15 protein-coding genes are annotated in these 16,582 nt (G+C 38.2%); 1 reads left to right on the plus strand and 14 read right to left on the minus strand.

Annotated features, from left to right (window positions below; genetic code table 11):
• Positions 1 to 46: 46 nt before the first annotated feature.
• The 10 genes from I9192_RS16645 to I9192_RS16690 all read right to left on the minus strand — a co-directional run bounded on the left by I9192_RS16645 (position 47) and on the right by I9192_RS16690 (position 9,888).
• The gene (locus I9192_RS16645; protein WP_005033250.1) at positions 47 to 649 is read right to left on the minus strand and encodes a hypothetical protein; all 603 of its coding nucleotides are present in this window, start codon (positions 647 to 649) and stop codon (positions 47 to 49) included.
• A 321-nt stretch (positions 650 to 970) separates the two neighbouring features.
• Complete coding sequence (locus I9192_RS16650) at positions 971 to 2,278, minus strand: aminotransferase class I/II-fold pyridoxal phosphate-dependent enzyme (RefSeq protein WP_005033251.1); 1,308 nt, start codon at positions 2,276 to 2,278, stop codon at positions 971 to 973.
• A 20-nt stretch (positions 2,279 to 2,298) separates the two neighbouring features.
• Entirely contained in the window at positions 2,299 to 2,997 is a 699-nt protein-coding gene (locus tag I9192_RS16655; RefSeq protein ID WP_005033254.1) for a glutamine amidotransferase, read from the minus strand.
• A gap of 10 nt (positions 2,998 to 3,007) precedes the next feature.
• The gene (locus I9192_RS16660) at positions 3,008 to 4,183 is read right to left on the minus strand and encodes an aspartate aminotransferase family protein (protein WP_005033256.1); all 1,176 of its coding nucleotides are present in this window, start codon (positions 4,181 to 4,183) and stop codon (positions 3,008 to 3,010) included.
• Positions 4,180 to 4,440 carry a hypothetical protein gene (locus I9192_RS16665; RefSeq protein ID WP_005033258.1) on the minus strand — a complete coding sequence of 87 codons (261 nt, stop codon included), beginning with the start codon at positions 4,438 to 4,440 and terminating at the stop codon, positions 4,180 to 4,182. Before I9192_RS16665 ends, I9192_RS16660 begins: the two co-directional genes overlap by 4 nt.
• A gap of 6 nt (positions 4,441 to 4,446) precedes the next feature.
• Complete coding sequence (locus I9192_RS16670; RefSeq protein ID WP_005033259.1) at positions 4,447 to 5,184, minus strand: YggS family pyridoxal phosphate-dependent enzyme; 738 nt, start codon at positions 5,182 to 5,184, stop codon at positions 4,447 to 4,449.
• A 186-nt stretch (positions 5,185 to 5,370) separates the two neighbouring features.
• Positions 5,371 to 6,351 carry an aliphatic sulfonate ABC transporter substrate-binding protein gene (locus I9192_RS16675; RefSeq protein WP_005033261.1) on the minus strand — a complete coding sequence of 327 codons (981 nt, stop codon included), beginning with the start codon at positions 6,349 to 6,351 and terminating at the stop codon, positions 5,371 to 5,373.
• A gap of 119 nt (positions 6,352 to 6,470) precedes the next feature.
• The gene (locus I9192_RS16680; protein ID WP_200149943.1) at positions 6,471 to 8,069 is read right to left on the minus strand and encodes a sensor domain-containing diguanylate cyclase; all 1,599 of its coding nucleotides are present in this window, start codon (positions 8,067 to 8,069) and stop codon (positions 6,471 to 6,473) included.
• 537 nt (positions 8,070 to 8,606) lie between these two features.
• Positions 8,607 to 9,215, minus strand: a complete 609-nt coding sequence (locus I9192_RS16685; protein WP_005033266.1) for a GNAT family N-acetyltransferase — start codon at positions 9,213 to 9,215, stop codon at positions 8,607 to 8,609.
• Positions 9,216 to 9,249: 34 nt separating this feature from the next.
• The gene (locus I9192_RS16690; RefSeq protein WP_005033268.1) at positions 9,250 to 9,888 is read right to left on the minus strand and encodes an FMN-binding negative transcriptional regulator; all 639 of its coding nucleotides are present in this window, start codon (positions 9,886 to 9,888) and stop codon (positions 9,250 to 9,252) included.
• A gap of 125 nt (positions 9,889 to 10,013) precedes the next feature.
• On the opposite strand from I9192_RS16690, the gene pdxR reads away from it, so the two are divergent.
• Positions 10,014 to 11,516 (plus strand): MocR-like pyridoxine biosynthesis transcription factor PdxR, encoded by a 1,503-nt coding sequence (gene pdxR, locus I9192_RS16695; RefSeq protein ID WP_171498291.1) that lies wholly within the window; start codon positions 10,014 to 10,016, stop codon positions 11,514 to 11,516.
• Positions 11,517 to 11,640: 124 nt separating this feature from the next.
• On the opposite strand, the gene I9192_RS16700 is transcribed toward pdxR, so the two are convergent.
• The 4 genes from I9192_RS16700 to I9192_RS16715 all read right to left on the minus strand — a co-directional run bounded on the left by I9192_RS16700 (position 11,641) and on the right by I9192_RS16715 (position 16,223).
• Positions 11,641 to 12,027 carry a carboxymuconolactone decarboxylase family protein gene (locus I9192_RS16700; protein ID WP_004829624.1) on the minus strand — a complete coding sequence of 129 codons (387 nt, stop codon included), beginning with the start codon at positions 12,025 to 12,027 and terminating at the stop codon, positions 11,641 to 11,643.
• On the minus strand, positions 12,024 to 13,481 hold the full coding sequence (locus tag I9192_RS16705) for an NAD-dependent succinate-semialdehyde dehydrogenase (protein ID WP_200149944.1): 1,458 nt from the start codon (positions 13,479 to 13,481) through the stop codon (positions 12,024 to 12,026). The genes I9192_RS16700 and I9192_RS16705 overlap by 4 nt, the downstream gene beginning before the upstream one ends.
• 142 nt (positions 13,482 to 13,623) lie before the next feature.
• On the minus strand, positions 13,624 to 14,796 hold the full coding sequence (locus I9192_RS16710; RefSeq protein ID WP_005033273.1) for a hypothetical protein: 1,173 nt from the start codon (positions 14,794 to 14,796) through the stop codon (positions 13,624 to 13,626).
• A 32-nt stretch (positions 14,797 to 14,828) separates the two neighbouring features.
• A complete protein-coding gene (locus tag I9192_RS16715; RefSeq protein ID WP_005033274.1) occupies positions 14,829 to 16,223 on the minus strand; it encodes a purine-cytosine permease family protein in 1,395 nt (464 codons plus the stop codon).
• Between the last annotated feature and the right edge of the window lie 359 nt (positions 16,224 to 16,582).

Raw genomic sequence — 16,582 nt, forward strand, 5'->3', positions numbered from 1 at the left:
GACTGACTGATAGAGTTATCACATCTCAATAAAGCATCCATATTAATCAAATATTCATTTTCAAATTGGCAAGCCTTTTTAACTGCTTTCTTGCAATCACAATTTTTTCTTTGGTGGTTTGCAATTGTTCAGCAATCTGTTGCATGGTCATTGTTGAGCTGGTAATGATTGCTTGATTTGCCAAAAGCCAACGCTTATTTTCGATACGTTGTGGATGAGGTTTTTTGACTTTTGCATAACATCTTAAATAGCGAGCATAACTACTGACTTGATCTTTGTTTAAACCATATTGTTGATACAAATCTTCAAAACCATCCCCCAATAACTCATCTTTATGTTCGATTGCCCATTGATGATTTAATACCACTTTTTCCCGTTGAATATTCAATTCTTTTCGAAGTCGAGAAACTTTGATGCCTGAAAAATTCAATTGCTTCATCACAGCTTGACGGGAGTTTTGCCGTATAAAATCTGCCAGTTCTGGTGTTAGGATGCAGGCATAACTGCCACGGGTCGTACTATACGCCCGACCTTTGTAAATGATTTGACCGATCTCTGTCTTATATTCTTCATAGACATCCCAATCCTCACCTTGCCAATCTTTAATGACTTTAATAGGGTTAAGTTTAGGTTTATATTGAGAAGTCATCACAGCAGCCTTTTTTTAATACGACTATACTGTTTTATAAGTTTACCTTTATAATTTCAAGATATATTGTCTAAAAAATGAATTATTATTTTAATTTTTTTTAACAATTTGCTATTTTATGAGACAGTTTAGTAGAAATCATCCAATATCTTGAAAATCTTCCGTTCGCTTTAATATTGAAATGATCTCAAGCAGAACTGCTCAATCGCGAAACAAGTACCCGCCATACCCTAAAATTTAAATTGAGTACCGTCAAAATTACCCACAAATTTCCTAAAATAAGTATAAGTTAAATCCATTGTTATTAAATAACTAATTGATTTATAAATTAATAATAACTTGATAAATCTGTTCAAATTGTTGGCAAAAGTCTTTCATCTGTTGTTCTGTCATATCAGCCGTACTGATTCTTATGCCTTCAATTTCTTGATTGACGCTAAAATCTCGTCCTGAACGTACCAACCAACCTCGTTGCGATAAAATCTTGCTGATTTTGTCTGCATGTGGCAATTCAAGCCAGATATTTAGACCATCATAATGCATCGCACAAGGGATATTAAACTGTTGTAAATACTGCACAATTTTTTGATTCTGTTGTTGGTAATAAGATTTTGCCTGATTTAAGTTGACTGAAAATTTTTCAGCACTGAACAACTGGAACACCATTTCTTGGATGATATGACTGACCCATGTTGAGCCTGCATTCAATTTTCGTCGCAATCTATCTGAAGTTTCAGCATCACAACCAACAAATGCAAAACGAAAATCTGGCGATAAGTATTTGGATACTGAACGTACTACAGCCCAGTGCTTCGTTGTGGTTGGAATGATATGTTGGTAACAGGTTTGAGAAAGCACTGAAAAATGGTCATCAACAATCACCAATACATGTGGATAGTTTTGCAATAGTTTTGAAATTTTCTCAGCCTGAGTGCGATCTAAACTATAACCTGTTGGATTTTGCGCACGTGGCGTAATAATCAATGCTTGCGCGCCTGCATATAAGGCTTGTTCAATTGTATCAAGAACAAAACCATCGCTCCTGACTGTAAAAGGTTGCATTTTAAATTGCTGATGTTCAATTGCAGAGATACTGGTGATAAATCCTGGTTGCTCAACAGCCACTAAATCGGAAGGAACGAGGTAGGCAGCGAGTATTCGCTCAATCGCATCGACTGCACCGTAGGTAAATTCAATTGAAAATGGTTGAGGAAGATCTGCAAAAACCTGTTGTTGGGCAATATTTAATAATTCAGCATGATAGATGTTTTCACCATATAAACTGCTGTTCAGATGACCAAAATTGATTTGACTTAGAGTTGGTAACCATTCTCGGTGGGGATTACCATGAGCCAAATCGACTGTGCCCTCATTTAATGCTTGAAAGCCTTCTGATCTGCGACAAGATTGTTTTGATTTGACTTGTGTGCCTAAACGTCCTTTAGACACCACAATGCCCATCGACACTAAACTTTTATAGGCAGCAGCCACCGTATTTCGGTTCAGCCCAAGTTGTTCTGCTAACTCACGGACACTGGGCAAGAAGTCGCCTTCATTTAACTGCCCTTCATTGATCAGTGTACGAATATTATCTTGAATATCCTGAGCGCTGTTGCCTTTAATTTTCATAAAAAAATCTATATCGAGTTTTATACAGGAATGAGGTGATTAAGCCAATCACGTAATAACAGCTTGGCTTTGTCCTGTAAGGATTGCCCATATAGTACATTTTCTTGACGTAACTTTAAAATATCAATCTTCGCCTGATTGAGTTCAGTCGCATGTCCAATCAACCAACGCTCTAATGTTTTTGGATCAACTTCAACATGAAATTGCAATGCCAGAATATTGAGACCCACAGCAAAGGCTTGGTTAGGATAGTAAATTGAACCTGCTAAGCGTTTAGCGGATTCAGGTAAATCAAAGGTGTCGCCATGCCAGTGTAAAACCTGAACATTTTCCAAATGCTTTAAAACTGAGGCAAAGCCTTGACTGGTAATGGTTAATCGACTCCAACCTATTTCTTTGATATGCCCCTGATACACCTTTGCACCTAAAGCCGTTGCTATTAACTGAGCACCTAAACAAATACCCAGTGTTGGATAGTGATGAGCGAGACGGGTACGTAGTGCATGAATTAAATCCGATAAATAAGGATAATTAGCCGTTTCATATACGCCGATCGGTCCACCCAATAAAATAACAGGATGTTTTGAAGCAAGAGCCTCATCCACGGCATCGACACCTAACTGTAAATACTGAATTTGATAATTTAAGTCATTCAGCGTCTGTGCAAAACTGCCTAAATCTTCAAATGCCAAAGTTTGAATTGCATAGATTATTTTCATTGTGCTCACTCTACTTGTCACTTAGATAACAGGCTTTCAGCAAGCCGTATATTTGCTGGGCTAAATATTCAATTTGTAGATCAGTCATGATCAAAGGAGGCAGTAAACGAATAATTTTTCCCTGAGTAACATTGAGCAATAGATTAAACTGTTCACTGGCAATTTTTGTCAGGTTTTCAATCGGATGAATCAGTTCAATTGCAATCATCAACCCCACACCACGTACAGATTTGATGTTGTGTAACCCTGTTAATTTAGATTGCAGTAAATCGAGTAAGTGATATCCTTTTGCAGAAACTGACTGTAAATACTGCGTTTCGAGTAAATCTAAAACACGATAAGCCACTCGACATGCCAACGGATTCCCACCAAAAGTTGAGCCATGTAAGCCAGACTGCAATAAATGCCCCAACTTAGGATGGGTTAAACAGGCACCTATCGGTAATCCATTGCCTAAACCTTTTGCAATGGTAAGTACATCAGGACAAATTTCAGCTTGTTGATAATAGAACCATGTTCCTGTGCGCCCCAGTCCACATTGGATTTCATCTAACATCAACAACCAATTCTGTTGATCACATAGTACTTTGAGCTGCTTGAGATAAAATGTTGAAGCAATATTCACCCCAGCTTCACCCTGAATTGGCTCGAGTAATACTGCCACAACATCGGGATCATTTTGATAAGCTTCGATCGCAGCCAAATCATGAAATGCAACAAACTCAAAACCTGTTAATAAGGGACCAAAAGCCTGACGATAATCTGGCTTAGCTGTTGCAGATAACGCTCCTAATGTGCGTCCGTGAAATGCGTGTTGCATGACGATTATTTTGGGACATTGAATGCCTCGCTGATGACCATATAAACGAGCTAATTTAATTGCCGTTTCATTGGCTTCTGTGCCTGAATTACAAAAAAAAGTCTGGGTTAAACCCGTAATCTGTGCCAGTTTTTCAGCAAGACGTTCATTCCAAGTATGTTTAAATAAATTGGAAAGATGTAAGAATGTTTGGGATTGTGCCACGATTTCCGTATGAATATCAGGATGAGCATGCCCAAGTAAGGTGACACCGACACCTGAAATAGCATCCAAATAACGCTTATCTTGGTGATCCCATAGATAGCACCCTTGACCACGTTGAAATTCAATGGCTAAAGGTTGGTAAACGGGCATTAAATAACTCATGTCATCTCCTGCGACAAAATATTCATCGAACAGGGCTGATAGATATATTCACTTCCCAAGAGCTGCATCGTCCCCTCTTTTTGCATAAGAAAACGCGAATCTTCAATCACTTGATGTAACTCATAGCTTAATTCGGTTGTATGCTGTAAATAACTCAACAAAGTATTAATTTTCATTAAAGCGTGCATAGAACGGCTTTGAAAATGTCCCAATAATTTGCCCTGTTGATAGATGGTTAATTGAAAATGTTGACTCATCTTGGCTTACTCCGCCCAGTAATAATGATCAGGCAGTGCTCTTGCACCAAAAATAGCCTGCCCAACGCGAATATCCGTTGCACCTTCTTCGATGGCAATTTCAAAATCTCCAGACATCCCCATAGATAAACGCTGGACATCAGGATAAATTTTTTGAATTTGATCTCTTAGTACACGTAAAGTCTGAAAACATCGCCTCACCTCAACAGCATCTTGACTGTGAATAGCCAGGGTCATTAATCCAATTATTTTGAACTGCGTAAACTGCTGACACTGATCAATTAAAGCTAAGGCTTGTTCAGGTTCAACACCAAATTTACTGTGTTCATTGGAGGTATTTACCTGAATAAAAACAGGAATTTTACGTTGTTCGAGTAATAAGCGATGATTTAGTTTTTCTGCAAGTTTTAAACTGTCTAAGGCATGAAACTCATCAATAAATTTGGCAACATACTTCACTTTATTGCTTTGTAAATGCCCAATTAAAATCCAATGAATCGGTAAATGTTGTAGCGCTTCATATTTGGCTTTCGCCTCTAACACTTTATTTTCACCAAAACTACAAAAGCCTAATTGATATGCCTGTTCAATTTTTTCAATCGCTAAAGTTTTGGTCACAGGCAATAAGCGAATCTCTGCGGGATTACGTCCTATTTTTTGGCATATCGCTGTAATCTGTTGCTGAACCTCACTAAAGTTTTGCTGCAACCCAATTAAATTGCTCGGCGTAACAAAGTGCTCCATAAAAAACCCATGACAAATTAATTTTGTCCTATGACAATAATATGGTTTAAAAAATTGCGCAAGCTTTTTATCGTCTTGCTCGACAAATTAGCTTGCGCTTACTCAATAAAACCCATTCATCACCGTGACTAAATCACGCGCTAAGAATTAAAGTTATTGCCATTTTTTACATACCCAATGCTCATATTATTGAGCAGGTTTCCAAACAAATTGTGCAGCTTCAATTTGATTAGGAATCAACTTTTGACTATAGAAGAGGTCTGCAATCTTTTGTTGAGATTGAATAGCCTCTGAACTTAAAATCGCAACAGGATTTGGTTTTGGTTTTTTAGCAATCACTTTTTGCGTCACTTTGACATCTAAACCAGTGCTCTTCGCCAAAATCTCAGCTGCTTCTGATGGATGAGCATTAATCCACTGATCACTTTGATTTAATACAGCCAATACTTTTTCTGCATCCTTTGGATGGTTTTTGACAAAATTAGGCTGCGCCAAATAGTAGCTATAGGTCGTTGGCAAATCTGTAGACTCGAATAAAATCTTTGCATTTCCATCAATTTCGGCAGCGCTAATATAGGGGTCCCAAACAGCCCAAGCATCAATTGCCTTTTTATCCAAAGCAGCACGTGCATCTGAAGGCGTCAGCCAAACAGGTTGGATATCTGCCCATGATAGATGAGCTTGCTTTAAAGTTTCAGCCAAAAAGTTATGCGCACTTGAGCCTCGGGTTAATGCAATTCGTTTTCCTTTCAAATCCGCAAGACTTTTAATCGAACTCTGATTCGGCAATAAAATCGCATGAGCCTGTCGTGAGGATTGCTCATAACCTAAATAATTCAATTGTTTCCCCGCGGATAATGCAAATACAATCGGTGCATCACCGGTATAACCGAAATCAATTGAATTGACAGATAAAGCCTCTAAAGTCTGAGGACCCGCGGGAAATTCTTTCCACTCAATTTTTACATGAGGGAATTGTTTTTCAAACAATTGATTCTGCTTCGCCACGATCAATTTTAATGCTGCTTTTTGATAACCTATATTGAGTGTACTGATCTGATTGCTATCAATGGATTTTTTATCATCCTGTGTCTGTTTTGAACAACCTGAAAGCAGTAACCCTGTACTAAAAATGGTAATCAATCCATATGCTAATAACTTATTCATACTCACTCAAATCATCTAATATTTCATCGAGTGTATACAGACAATAAAATATTGATAAATATATAATCTTTATATATTTATCACATAATATTCACAAAGGTTTTTAACGCTTCAATGTTCTATTTTTTATAGCGAATACAATTACGTCCTTCTGCTTTGGCTAAGTATAAATATTCGTCAGCAGCTTTAAATACCTTATGAATATCTGTAGATATTTCAGGCCAGTGTGCAATACCAATTGACACAGTCACTGCGGGAATATCATCAATTGGACTTTTTTCCAACAGTTGGCGAATTCTTTCAGCAATATTGATACTTAAATTTTGGCTATCTATCGGACTTAATATGACAAATTCCTCGCCACCAATTCGACAACAAATATCAATATTTCGTACACAGTCCTTGATATGCTGTGCCGTACGCTTTAACACCATATCCCCCTTTTCATGCCCATATTGATCATTGATTTTTTTAAAGTAATCAATATCTACAGCAATAATGGCAAAAGGAATATTGGATTTCATCAAGCGTTCAATATGCAGCTCCATCCCACGACGGTTATACAGCCCTGTCAAAGGATCAGTATTCACATAATGGTTGAGTGTGGAAATTCGTTTGCTAAAATTTGAAGAACTTTGCAACAAGGATCGTTTAAAATTCCTGACTTCATAATACAGCGCATCAACATCTTTAATTTGGTTGGCTGTTTCTGGATTGTTTAAATGGCTCGCCATCGTTGCCAAGCGGTTTAATGGCGCAGAAATATAATAGGAAATTTTCCAGATAATTAAAAAAATTAGAATATAAAAAACAAGCATATATGCAATAATTTTATAGATAAGGTTGGGTACTTTTTCTAATAGTTTATGCGTGGGTTGTTGCGAAACAATAATCCAATCGGTGTGTTTCACTTTTGCAAAACCCGCTAAATTATCAACCCCCTTACTATTGATCAATCTGATTTTTCCTATCGAATGTTTCTCCATATAATCCAGACCTGTATTGTCTGTTGCATATGTTCCTATTCGATGAACATCAGGATGAAAAATGATTTTATGCTGGCTATCGAGCACATACATATAGCTGTCTTTATAATTAAAACTAATCGTCAATAACTCATTGATAATATTTCTTTCTTTTAAATAAATCGCACCACCTACAAAACCTAGATAGTTCTTATGCCGATCAAAAATTGGTTGTGAAATAAACACAATCAAATTCTTTTTGACTGAGTAATACGGACTTGTAATCACGGTCTTTTGGGTATCTAAAGATTCAGTAAAGCCCAATGTTCTATTGATTACATTTTTATTCAATGCAATTTTCGATGGTGAAAAATTCAGGATTCGACCATGTTTATCAGAAATAATCACACTATCAAAAAAGTTAGACTGAAATTTGAGGCGGTCTACTTCTGATTGTTTAAATTTTTCGTCATCAAATGATTGCCCCAATAACATGGCACTGTAATCAAGTTGTTTTAATACCGTCTGAATTTGAGAATCTGTTTTTTGCGCAATCTTCGTTGCATACTCCATATTCACAGACAAAGACGTATCTAATAATTCTTTTTTTTGAATAGAGTAGTTTACGAATAAAGATGCAATAAAGAGGATAACAATACTGAAAACAGCCAAAAATAGAATAAGTTTCCTTAGGTTTAATTTTAAACAAAATATGATTTTTTTTAGTTTCATTGAGTCAATTGCAAACAGCATTTGCTTGAATTTTATGCTCTTTTAATCATTATTACTACAATATTTTTATTATTATTAAACTTATTTCCAATCTCCTTAAAATTAAGATGCGCATAATATTATCAACAAATTATAAGGGTCATTCCATATAATAACACTTAAAAATAATTATAACCCTCTGTAATATAAATAAGAAATTCAATTCACTTACTCATTATACAATATACTCAGGGGATGTATTTTTTACCTTCTAGATTTAATGTAAAAATATATTATTCTTATTAACATGACTTTAATCATATATTAAGCTCTACTTCGCATATTCTTTATATCAACTAAATTAATAGATTTTACAACGACAGCAATTTGCCTAATTGTCTTGAATTGATGTCTGATCAAGAGTCATAACATTACTATGTTTATCGAATAAAAAATATTTAATCAATCAGTGATTTGACCGACACGAATGTTTATCAATCAAAAGCAATCAACAAGTGACTGCCATGAATATAGAGCATCCTTGGCAATCAAGTTGATTTTCATGGTGATTTAAGCTGCTTAGATACTTTTGGAATTATTCGACTTGCCAAGCAAAAAATTTAAATGTTGTCGTACCGCAGCCCATTCACTTTTTAAAATACTATACACATATGTATCACGCAAAATATCATCTTTCACAATTTGATGGCTACGCAATATGCCATCGAGTTTTGCACCTAAACGTTCAATCGCGGCTCGACTTTTGAAGTTAAATGAGGATGTGCGAAACTCAACTGCAATACAATCCAAGTGATCAAAAGCATAACTTAGCAGTAACTGCTTACATGCTGTATTGATATGTGTTCGTTGCACAGATTGTCGATACCAAGTTGAACCAATTTCGACACGGCGATGGACCGCTTCGATATTCATAAAACTGGTCATGCCTAAAACTTGAGCTGTTTGTTTTTCAATGACGGTATAAGGCAACATCTTGCCTTGAGTCTGTAAGTTCAATCGTCGATGAATCTCAGCCCCCATTTGCTCAGGCGTTGGGATATGTGTAAACCATAAGTTCCATAGTTCTCCGTCACATACAGCTTCTATCAGCGCTTCCATGTGTTGTATTTCAAGCGGTTTTAAAATGACATGATCATTTTCTAAAACCTGAGACGTTAGCCAAGTCATTCAATTCTCCTTCTACCTACATAGAGATAAGTATTTATTTATTTTTCTCTGCTGCAACCTGATACATTGCATCAGCAATTACACCATCCTCCGTTTGAGATAATGCATTGGCAACGCCAACAATATCTCGATGATCTTTGTTCTGACCGAGTTTTGCTTTGCCTTGCAGTCTCGTGATTTCTATTTCAATACCAACAATTTCCTGAAGCATCGGTTCTAAATAATCTTTGGGAGCATCAGACATTTTCCACGGGGTAGGTTGAGTTGCTTCATGTGTCCGAGTTAAACGAGCAACTACACCTCGTACATAACGCTCGTCATCATGAATACGGATTTTGCCATGCGCATGTACAACCCTGTAGTTCCATGTTGGCACCTGTCGCTGGTGTTCATGTTTACTTGGATACCATTGAGGTGAAATATAGGCATCTCCAGCACGGAATACCACCAACACCTCATCACCGTCATGAAGCTGCTGCCAGATAGGATTCTGTCTTGATACATGGGCATGGAGTGTACCCAACTCTGACTGTTCTAACTGTAGTTCAAAAGGTAAATGGTTAGCATCTAGACCCTGTGTGCTATGACTCAACAGTATTCCCAGCGGATATTCACACATCAGTTGATGCATCTCTTTCACTTCAGTGATTTCAAAATCTTTAGGGATATACATGGTCGACTCCTCTCACTCTCAATCATTAAAACTGTCATTAAACATGAACTTTCTGTTGTAAATTTTCTGATTTAATTGGATTATTCAAAAGTACCAGTTTGTATTTATTTAAGTAGTCCAGAATTATGGCGAGAATGGCAAAAGTGGTTGAGCTTCCTTCAATTTCGAAGCTCAACAAACAGCAAGGCAAAGTGACTGCGCAACTGATACAGATCCTCAGAGAAGCTGTACAACAAGGAGATTTAAAGGCAGGTGATCCTTTGCCCTCGTCACGTGAATTGGCGCTCAGCTTAAGTGTTTCCCGTGGAACGATAATTGAAGCATATGATCAATTACTGGCCGAAGGTGTTTTAGAGGCACATCCACGTAAGGGAACCTTTGTTGCACAGTCTTTAATCAACACGCCACATCAACAACATCAAAAAGACATTGTTACCAATACATTTAAATCAAATCTGACAGCAGCCGCACAAGCCTATGCCGAGATATTAAAAGAATTTAAACCTTTGCCCCATTTACCCTTTGCGATATCTGTTCCTACCGGACGTACTCAACCCAATGATGTCTGGCGCAAATTTGGCAATCGCTATCGCGCTCAAGGAGAAGGCTTACCCTCAGGCTATGATGATCCTCAGGGCGTATGGTCATTGCGAGTTGCAATTGCAGAGTATGTTCGTCGTTCTCGTTCAGTTCATTGCCAACCTGAACAGATTGTGATTACCAATGGCATACAACAAGCTTTATATATTTGCAGTCAAATTTTATTTGAACCGAAGGATCAGGTATGGCTCGAAGATCCTGCTTATCGTGGAACGTCAGCCATTTTAGAAAATGCTATACAAAACATCCAAATTATTCGTGTTCCTGTTGATGAGGAAGGATTGCAAGTCAATACAGCCATCAACCTTGCTCCTCATGCACGAGCAGCTTTCGTTACCCCTTCTCACCAATACCCGATGGGTATGCCAATGAGTTTATCTCGTCGTCATGCCTTATTGGCATGGGCATCACAACAACAAGCATGGATTATTGAAGATGATTATGACAGCGAACTACGTTATCACGGGCAACCTTTTCCAGCCTTACAAGGTTTAGCACCTGAACGTGTCATCTATTTGGGTACTTTTAGTAAAGTGCTTTTCCCTTCACTTCGACTGGGTTATGCGATTTTACCGCAAGCCTTAGTTGCACCTTTCTGTGGTTTAAGAGTGTTGATCGACCGTCACCCTGCTTCAGCAGATCAACATGTGCTCGCCAAGTTTATTGAGCAAGGGTATTTAGAACGACATATCCGTAAAATTCGCCAAGTTTATGCCGAAAATCGTCAACATTTGATGACGATAATTGCAAGACATATCCCTGAACATCTCGGTTATTTAGAGTCAGGAGATCAAGGCATGCATATGGTGCTTTGGCTCGCAGAACATATCAATGACCTTGCCATTGCCCAAGCAGCCGTAGACATGAAAATTGCAGTGAAAGCTATTTCTCCAACTTTTTCAGCACAACGAAAACGTTCAGGTTTAATTCTTGGCTTAGGTGATTTTAATCTCAAGCAAATGGAAAGTGCGGTCATAATTTTAGCTGATCTTATTCAACAAGCTAATGTTAAATCAGCATCCATCTAGTCAATCAGTTAAAAACATGTATCGCAAAATCGAATTTCTGTTGATCAATATGAATCTGCGCATATCGATCTATACAGACCAGTTTAGATCTAAACCCAACTGCACAGAGTCAATTCTTTACAGTTTAGTGCTGTTCTTCTTGATATTCCTGAATAGCTTCTTTGGCTATACGAAAACTGTCTACCGCAGCAGGTACACCACAGTAAATTGCAACTTGTAACAGCACCTCACGAATTTTGTCTTTTGGTACACCATTTCGTAATGCGCCTTTAACATGTAATTTTAGCTCATGTGGACGATTTAATGCAGAAATCATGGCAAGATTAATCAGACTACGCTCAGGTTTGCTCAGTTCTTCACGTCCCCACACTGCGCCCCAACAATACTCAGTGACCAACTCCTGTAAGGGTAAATTAAAATCATCCGCATTGTTGATCGATTGATTGACATAATCTTCACCCAGTACTTGTTTACGAATCACAAGACCTTTTTCAAATTTTTCATTACTCATCTGTTTAATCCTCCAAATAAGGTATATTTAATTTCAAGGTAATCTTCAATGCCATACTTTGAACCTTCACGCCCTAAACCTGATTGTTTGATTCCGCCAAATGGTGCAACCTCATTAGAAATCAATCCTTTATTGATACCTACCATGCCGTATTCCAATTGTTCACTCATACGCCAAGCACGTCCAAGGTCTTTGGTATAACAGTAGGCTGCTAAACCAAACTCTGTTGCATTGGCCATCTCTAACACCTGTTGCTCGGTTTCAAACTTAAATACAGCGGCAAGCGGACCAAAAGTTTCCTGAGTTGCCACATCCATGTCTGCGGTCACATCTGCAATAATGGTTGGCTGATAAAATAACTCTCCTGCGCTGTGACGTTGCCCCCCTGTCACCAAACGAGCAGCTTTGGATAAGGCATCTTGTACATGGGCTTCAACTTTCTTCACAGCATTCAGATTAATCAGTGGACCAATTTCACTACCAACATCCAAACCATTGCCAATTTTAAAAGCACTGACTTTTTCACTTAATGCGTTGATGAATTTATCGTAGATGCCTGCTTGAACCAAAAAGCGATTTACACAAACACAGGTCTGCCCTGCATTTCGATATTTTGCAATCAATGCGCCTTCAATGGCGTCATCCAAATCTGCGTCATCAAAAACAATGAATGGTGCATTACCACCCAATTCCAAAGAGACTTTTTTTAAGGTTTGTGCAGAACGTTGATAAAGCATTTTTCCCACAGGTGTAGATCCTGTAAATGTAAACTTTCGCACCACATCACTTTCAAAAATAGCATCTCCAATCGTGACTGCATCCCCTGTAATCACACTGAAAATTTCGGCAGGAATCCCAGCTTGCACAGCTAAATCAACCAACGCTAAAGCTGTAAATGGTGTTTCAGGTGCAGGTTTAACAATACAAGGGCAACCTGCCGCCAATGCAGGCGCTACTTTTCGTGTAATCATCGCTGCCGGGAAATTCCACGGCGTAATCGCTGCAACGACTCCGATCGCTTGTTTTTGTACCATAATACGTGCATCTGGATATGGGCTTGGCACGATATCCCCATATACACGCTTTGCTTCTTCAGCAAACCACTCCACAAAACTGGCAGCATACAAAATCTCTCCTCTCGCCTCTGCCAATGGTTTGCCCTGTTCACTGGTGAGAATAAAAGCAAGTTCATCTGCCTGCTCAACCATCAATTCAAACCAACGTTTTAAAATGATTGAACGATCTTTTGCTGTTTTATTTTTCCAAGCTGACCAAGCATTTGCAGCAGCTTGAATTGCTCGTTCTGCTTCGGTTTTCCCCATATTGGGTACTGTCCCAATAAGCACTTGAGTTGCAGGATTATAAATATCTGTTCTTTGAAGGTTGTCAGCATCGCACCATTGCCCAGCGATGAAGGCTTGTTGGTGAAAGAGAGACATGTCTTTGAGTTGCATATGGATCATCCTGTTTAGATGCAAACATCCGTATGTGCTTATAACGCTATGGTTTGTATAAGCAGATACTTAGTCTTGTATTATGGCATACCAAGAAAATGATGAAAAAAATTTTCGGTTGCCCGAATGTTATGATTCAACGTTAAAAATAATAGAATAAAGTCAAATTCAATAGCTTATTCCACTTATTATCATCCCCCAATGCCAATGATGCTGCATTGCCACCGATAAAAGGATCATTTTTACTCATGATATATTCAGCAAGCAAAGAAAGCTTTTTATGATCAATGGAGACACCCAAGATATTTCGAATGGAATCCTTTGCTTCAGCCTGATCTTTGTTATATCGGCTATGCATGAGATAAGGGGTAATATTGCCAATTTTTCCGACATCTTTAAATGCATACCCCAGATCAGCCGTGTAATAACTGGCTTTGTTGGCGACGGCATATTCAGTGTCATAAGACCCCATGAGCGAAGTGTCAGGTTGAATTAAATCTTTATTGTTGACATCATTTTTGCCTCCAGTCAAAGTCAACCCAAGCAGCCCATAATTTACTTTGGTAAATACTGACCAAGCATTACGTCGTCCAGTCTGGTTGGTTTTCTTATTGTCTATTTGCGAGATCCAGTAAGACGCACCAAGCTGCGTATCTAAACCATCGATACCCAAAGGAATATCTTGACTCACCCGCCCCACCCACATGTTTTTCTCTTGTAAGTTGGTTTGTGTCACATCATCGGAACGTACATAATTGGCTGTGTAACGACCTGAATCTGGCGTATAGGTCCCTGAATAATGACCACCATCAATCGCAAAATAACCAAAATCAAATTTGGTCGCTGACGATAATTCAGCATGATAGTTCACACCAACATTATGCACATCTTCCAAACCCGCAGTAGTATTAATACTACCATACAAGCTATTACCCCAGAAACGTCCGGGTCCAAATGGAATGGCTTGCATACCCACCACAAGTTGATCTGTTTTATTCAAACGATAACCTGCATAAGCATCAATCATGCTGGAAAAATCACAAAACCGCTCATATTGATAACAACGATATTCTGCGTGTCCAAACAGATTTCCACGTTCATAATCCAATTTAAGTTGTGCTGCATCGAAACGGATTTTCTGATCATCAGCATTCTCACCATAATCTTTGACTTGGTAATTGCCCCGTACATAACCAGATACAGTGAGCTGACCTGTTTCACTATTGGATTCACCAAAACTGATTCCAGCATAACTTGGTGAAATATATTCAACCAAAATTAAAGCGATAACCCATTGTAAATTATTATTTTTCATCGTGAAGATTCCTTTCACATCACATTTTAATGTTAAACTTTGATATCCAAAGCTGAGTCTGCGTATTTAATCTTGCTGAAATTAAACAGGTAATACACGATAAAACTCACCACCAATCCAATCACCCAAGAAACATCAACATCAGGGATCACATTGGCAAATGGTCCTGTAAAAAAGGCATTGGTCAAGAAAGGAATCTGAATCATAATCCCGATAAAATAGGCGATCAGCGCTTTGGCATTAAACTTGCCGTAAATACCACCATCTTGGGCAAAAATAGACTGAATATCATAAGATTTCTTGTTGACCACATAGAAATCCAAAAGGTTGATCGACACCCAAGGTACTAAGATAAACAACAAGGCAAAAATCACATTCAGGAAGAAACTGATAAAGTTGCTCGAAGCCCATAATGCAGTGAAAGTTGCCAGAATCAGTACCACAACTGACAGCACAATTCGAATATTCTTACTCGGTATCCATTGTCCTGCAAAGGTTTGAATCGAAGTAATGCATGACAACACTGCACCATATAGATTCATGGCATTGTGACCGATAATATTACAAAGAAATAAAATCATCAGAATGTAGCCAAATATGCCTGTGCCTGATTTAACTGCTTCCATCGCATCTGTTGTGGAACCAATACTGACCGCTACAGTTCCAAAAGCCATAGCAAAAATTGTACCGAGAGATGCACCCAAATAGGTGTAAATAAAGGGTTTATAAATGCCAATACTTTTAGGTAAATATCTTGAATAATCTGAGGTATATGGAGAAAAACTAATTTGCCAAACCGCACATAAACCAAACATGGCAAACCAGCCTTTCAGGTTGAATGTTCCTTTTGCCAAAACCTCAGCATTGATATGCGGCAGCATAATGATTAGACCAATCAACAGCGAACCACCCATAAACCAAGTCCCAATCTTATTGAACTTATGAATCAGGTGATAACCGATGATCCCAATGGTCGTTGCGGCAATTGCTCCGATCACGGTTGCTGTAGGTACAGGAATTGCAGGCACAACCGTGTGCAAAGTTTTACCCGATAAAATAATATTGGAAATAAAGAATCCAAGGTAAATCAGGGTCGTAAATAACACCACCAACAAAGCCCCATAGCGCCCAAACTGCGCACGGCTTTGAATCATTTGTGGAATACCCACTTGCGGTCCTTGTGCCGAGGTTAGTGCTAAAATCGCTGCACCAAAGAAATGTCCTGCACAAATTGCCACCAAAGCACTGATTAAGCTTAGCTTAAAAGTGAGCATCGACATTGCACCTGTAATCACAGCCAAAGGCGCAATATTGGTACAAAACCATAAAGTAAAAAGATCCCGAACCTTGCCATTGCGTTCAGAGGGATCTACATAATCAATCGAATGGCTTTCTATCGCAAAAGCATTTTTTTCATTTTGACTCATATCCTTAATCTCTCTTTGAGGAATTCATTTTCCTCAATCTGAATTTATTTGTGAGCGTAAATGTAGATTTCACAACCTACTTTGTCAGCATCCTATTCAAATGACCTGACCACGATATTGACGATAAGGCTGACTAATACGCTGTCGTTTGCGTGAATTCAGCCTAAAAAAGATAAAAGACACCCCATGTGAGACTTTTTTCAAAGCTCAACAATATTTATCCTTTTCAATTACAGTAAAAATTTATAGAACTTTAGTGTTCTGCATATATTTTCATCCTTGAAGTTAAATTCCTTGAATTAAAGTTTGATCATTTACCACATGACCATCATCTATTTCATGATCATCATTTATCTCAT

The organism is Acinetobacter bereziniae (assembly GCF_016576965.1).
Classification (GTDB): Bacteria; Pseudomonadota; Gammaproteobacteria; order Pseudomonadales; family Moraxellaceae; genus Acinetobacter; species Acinetobacter bereziniae.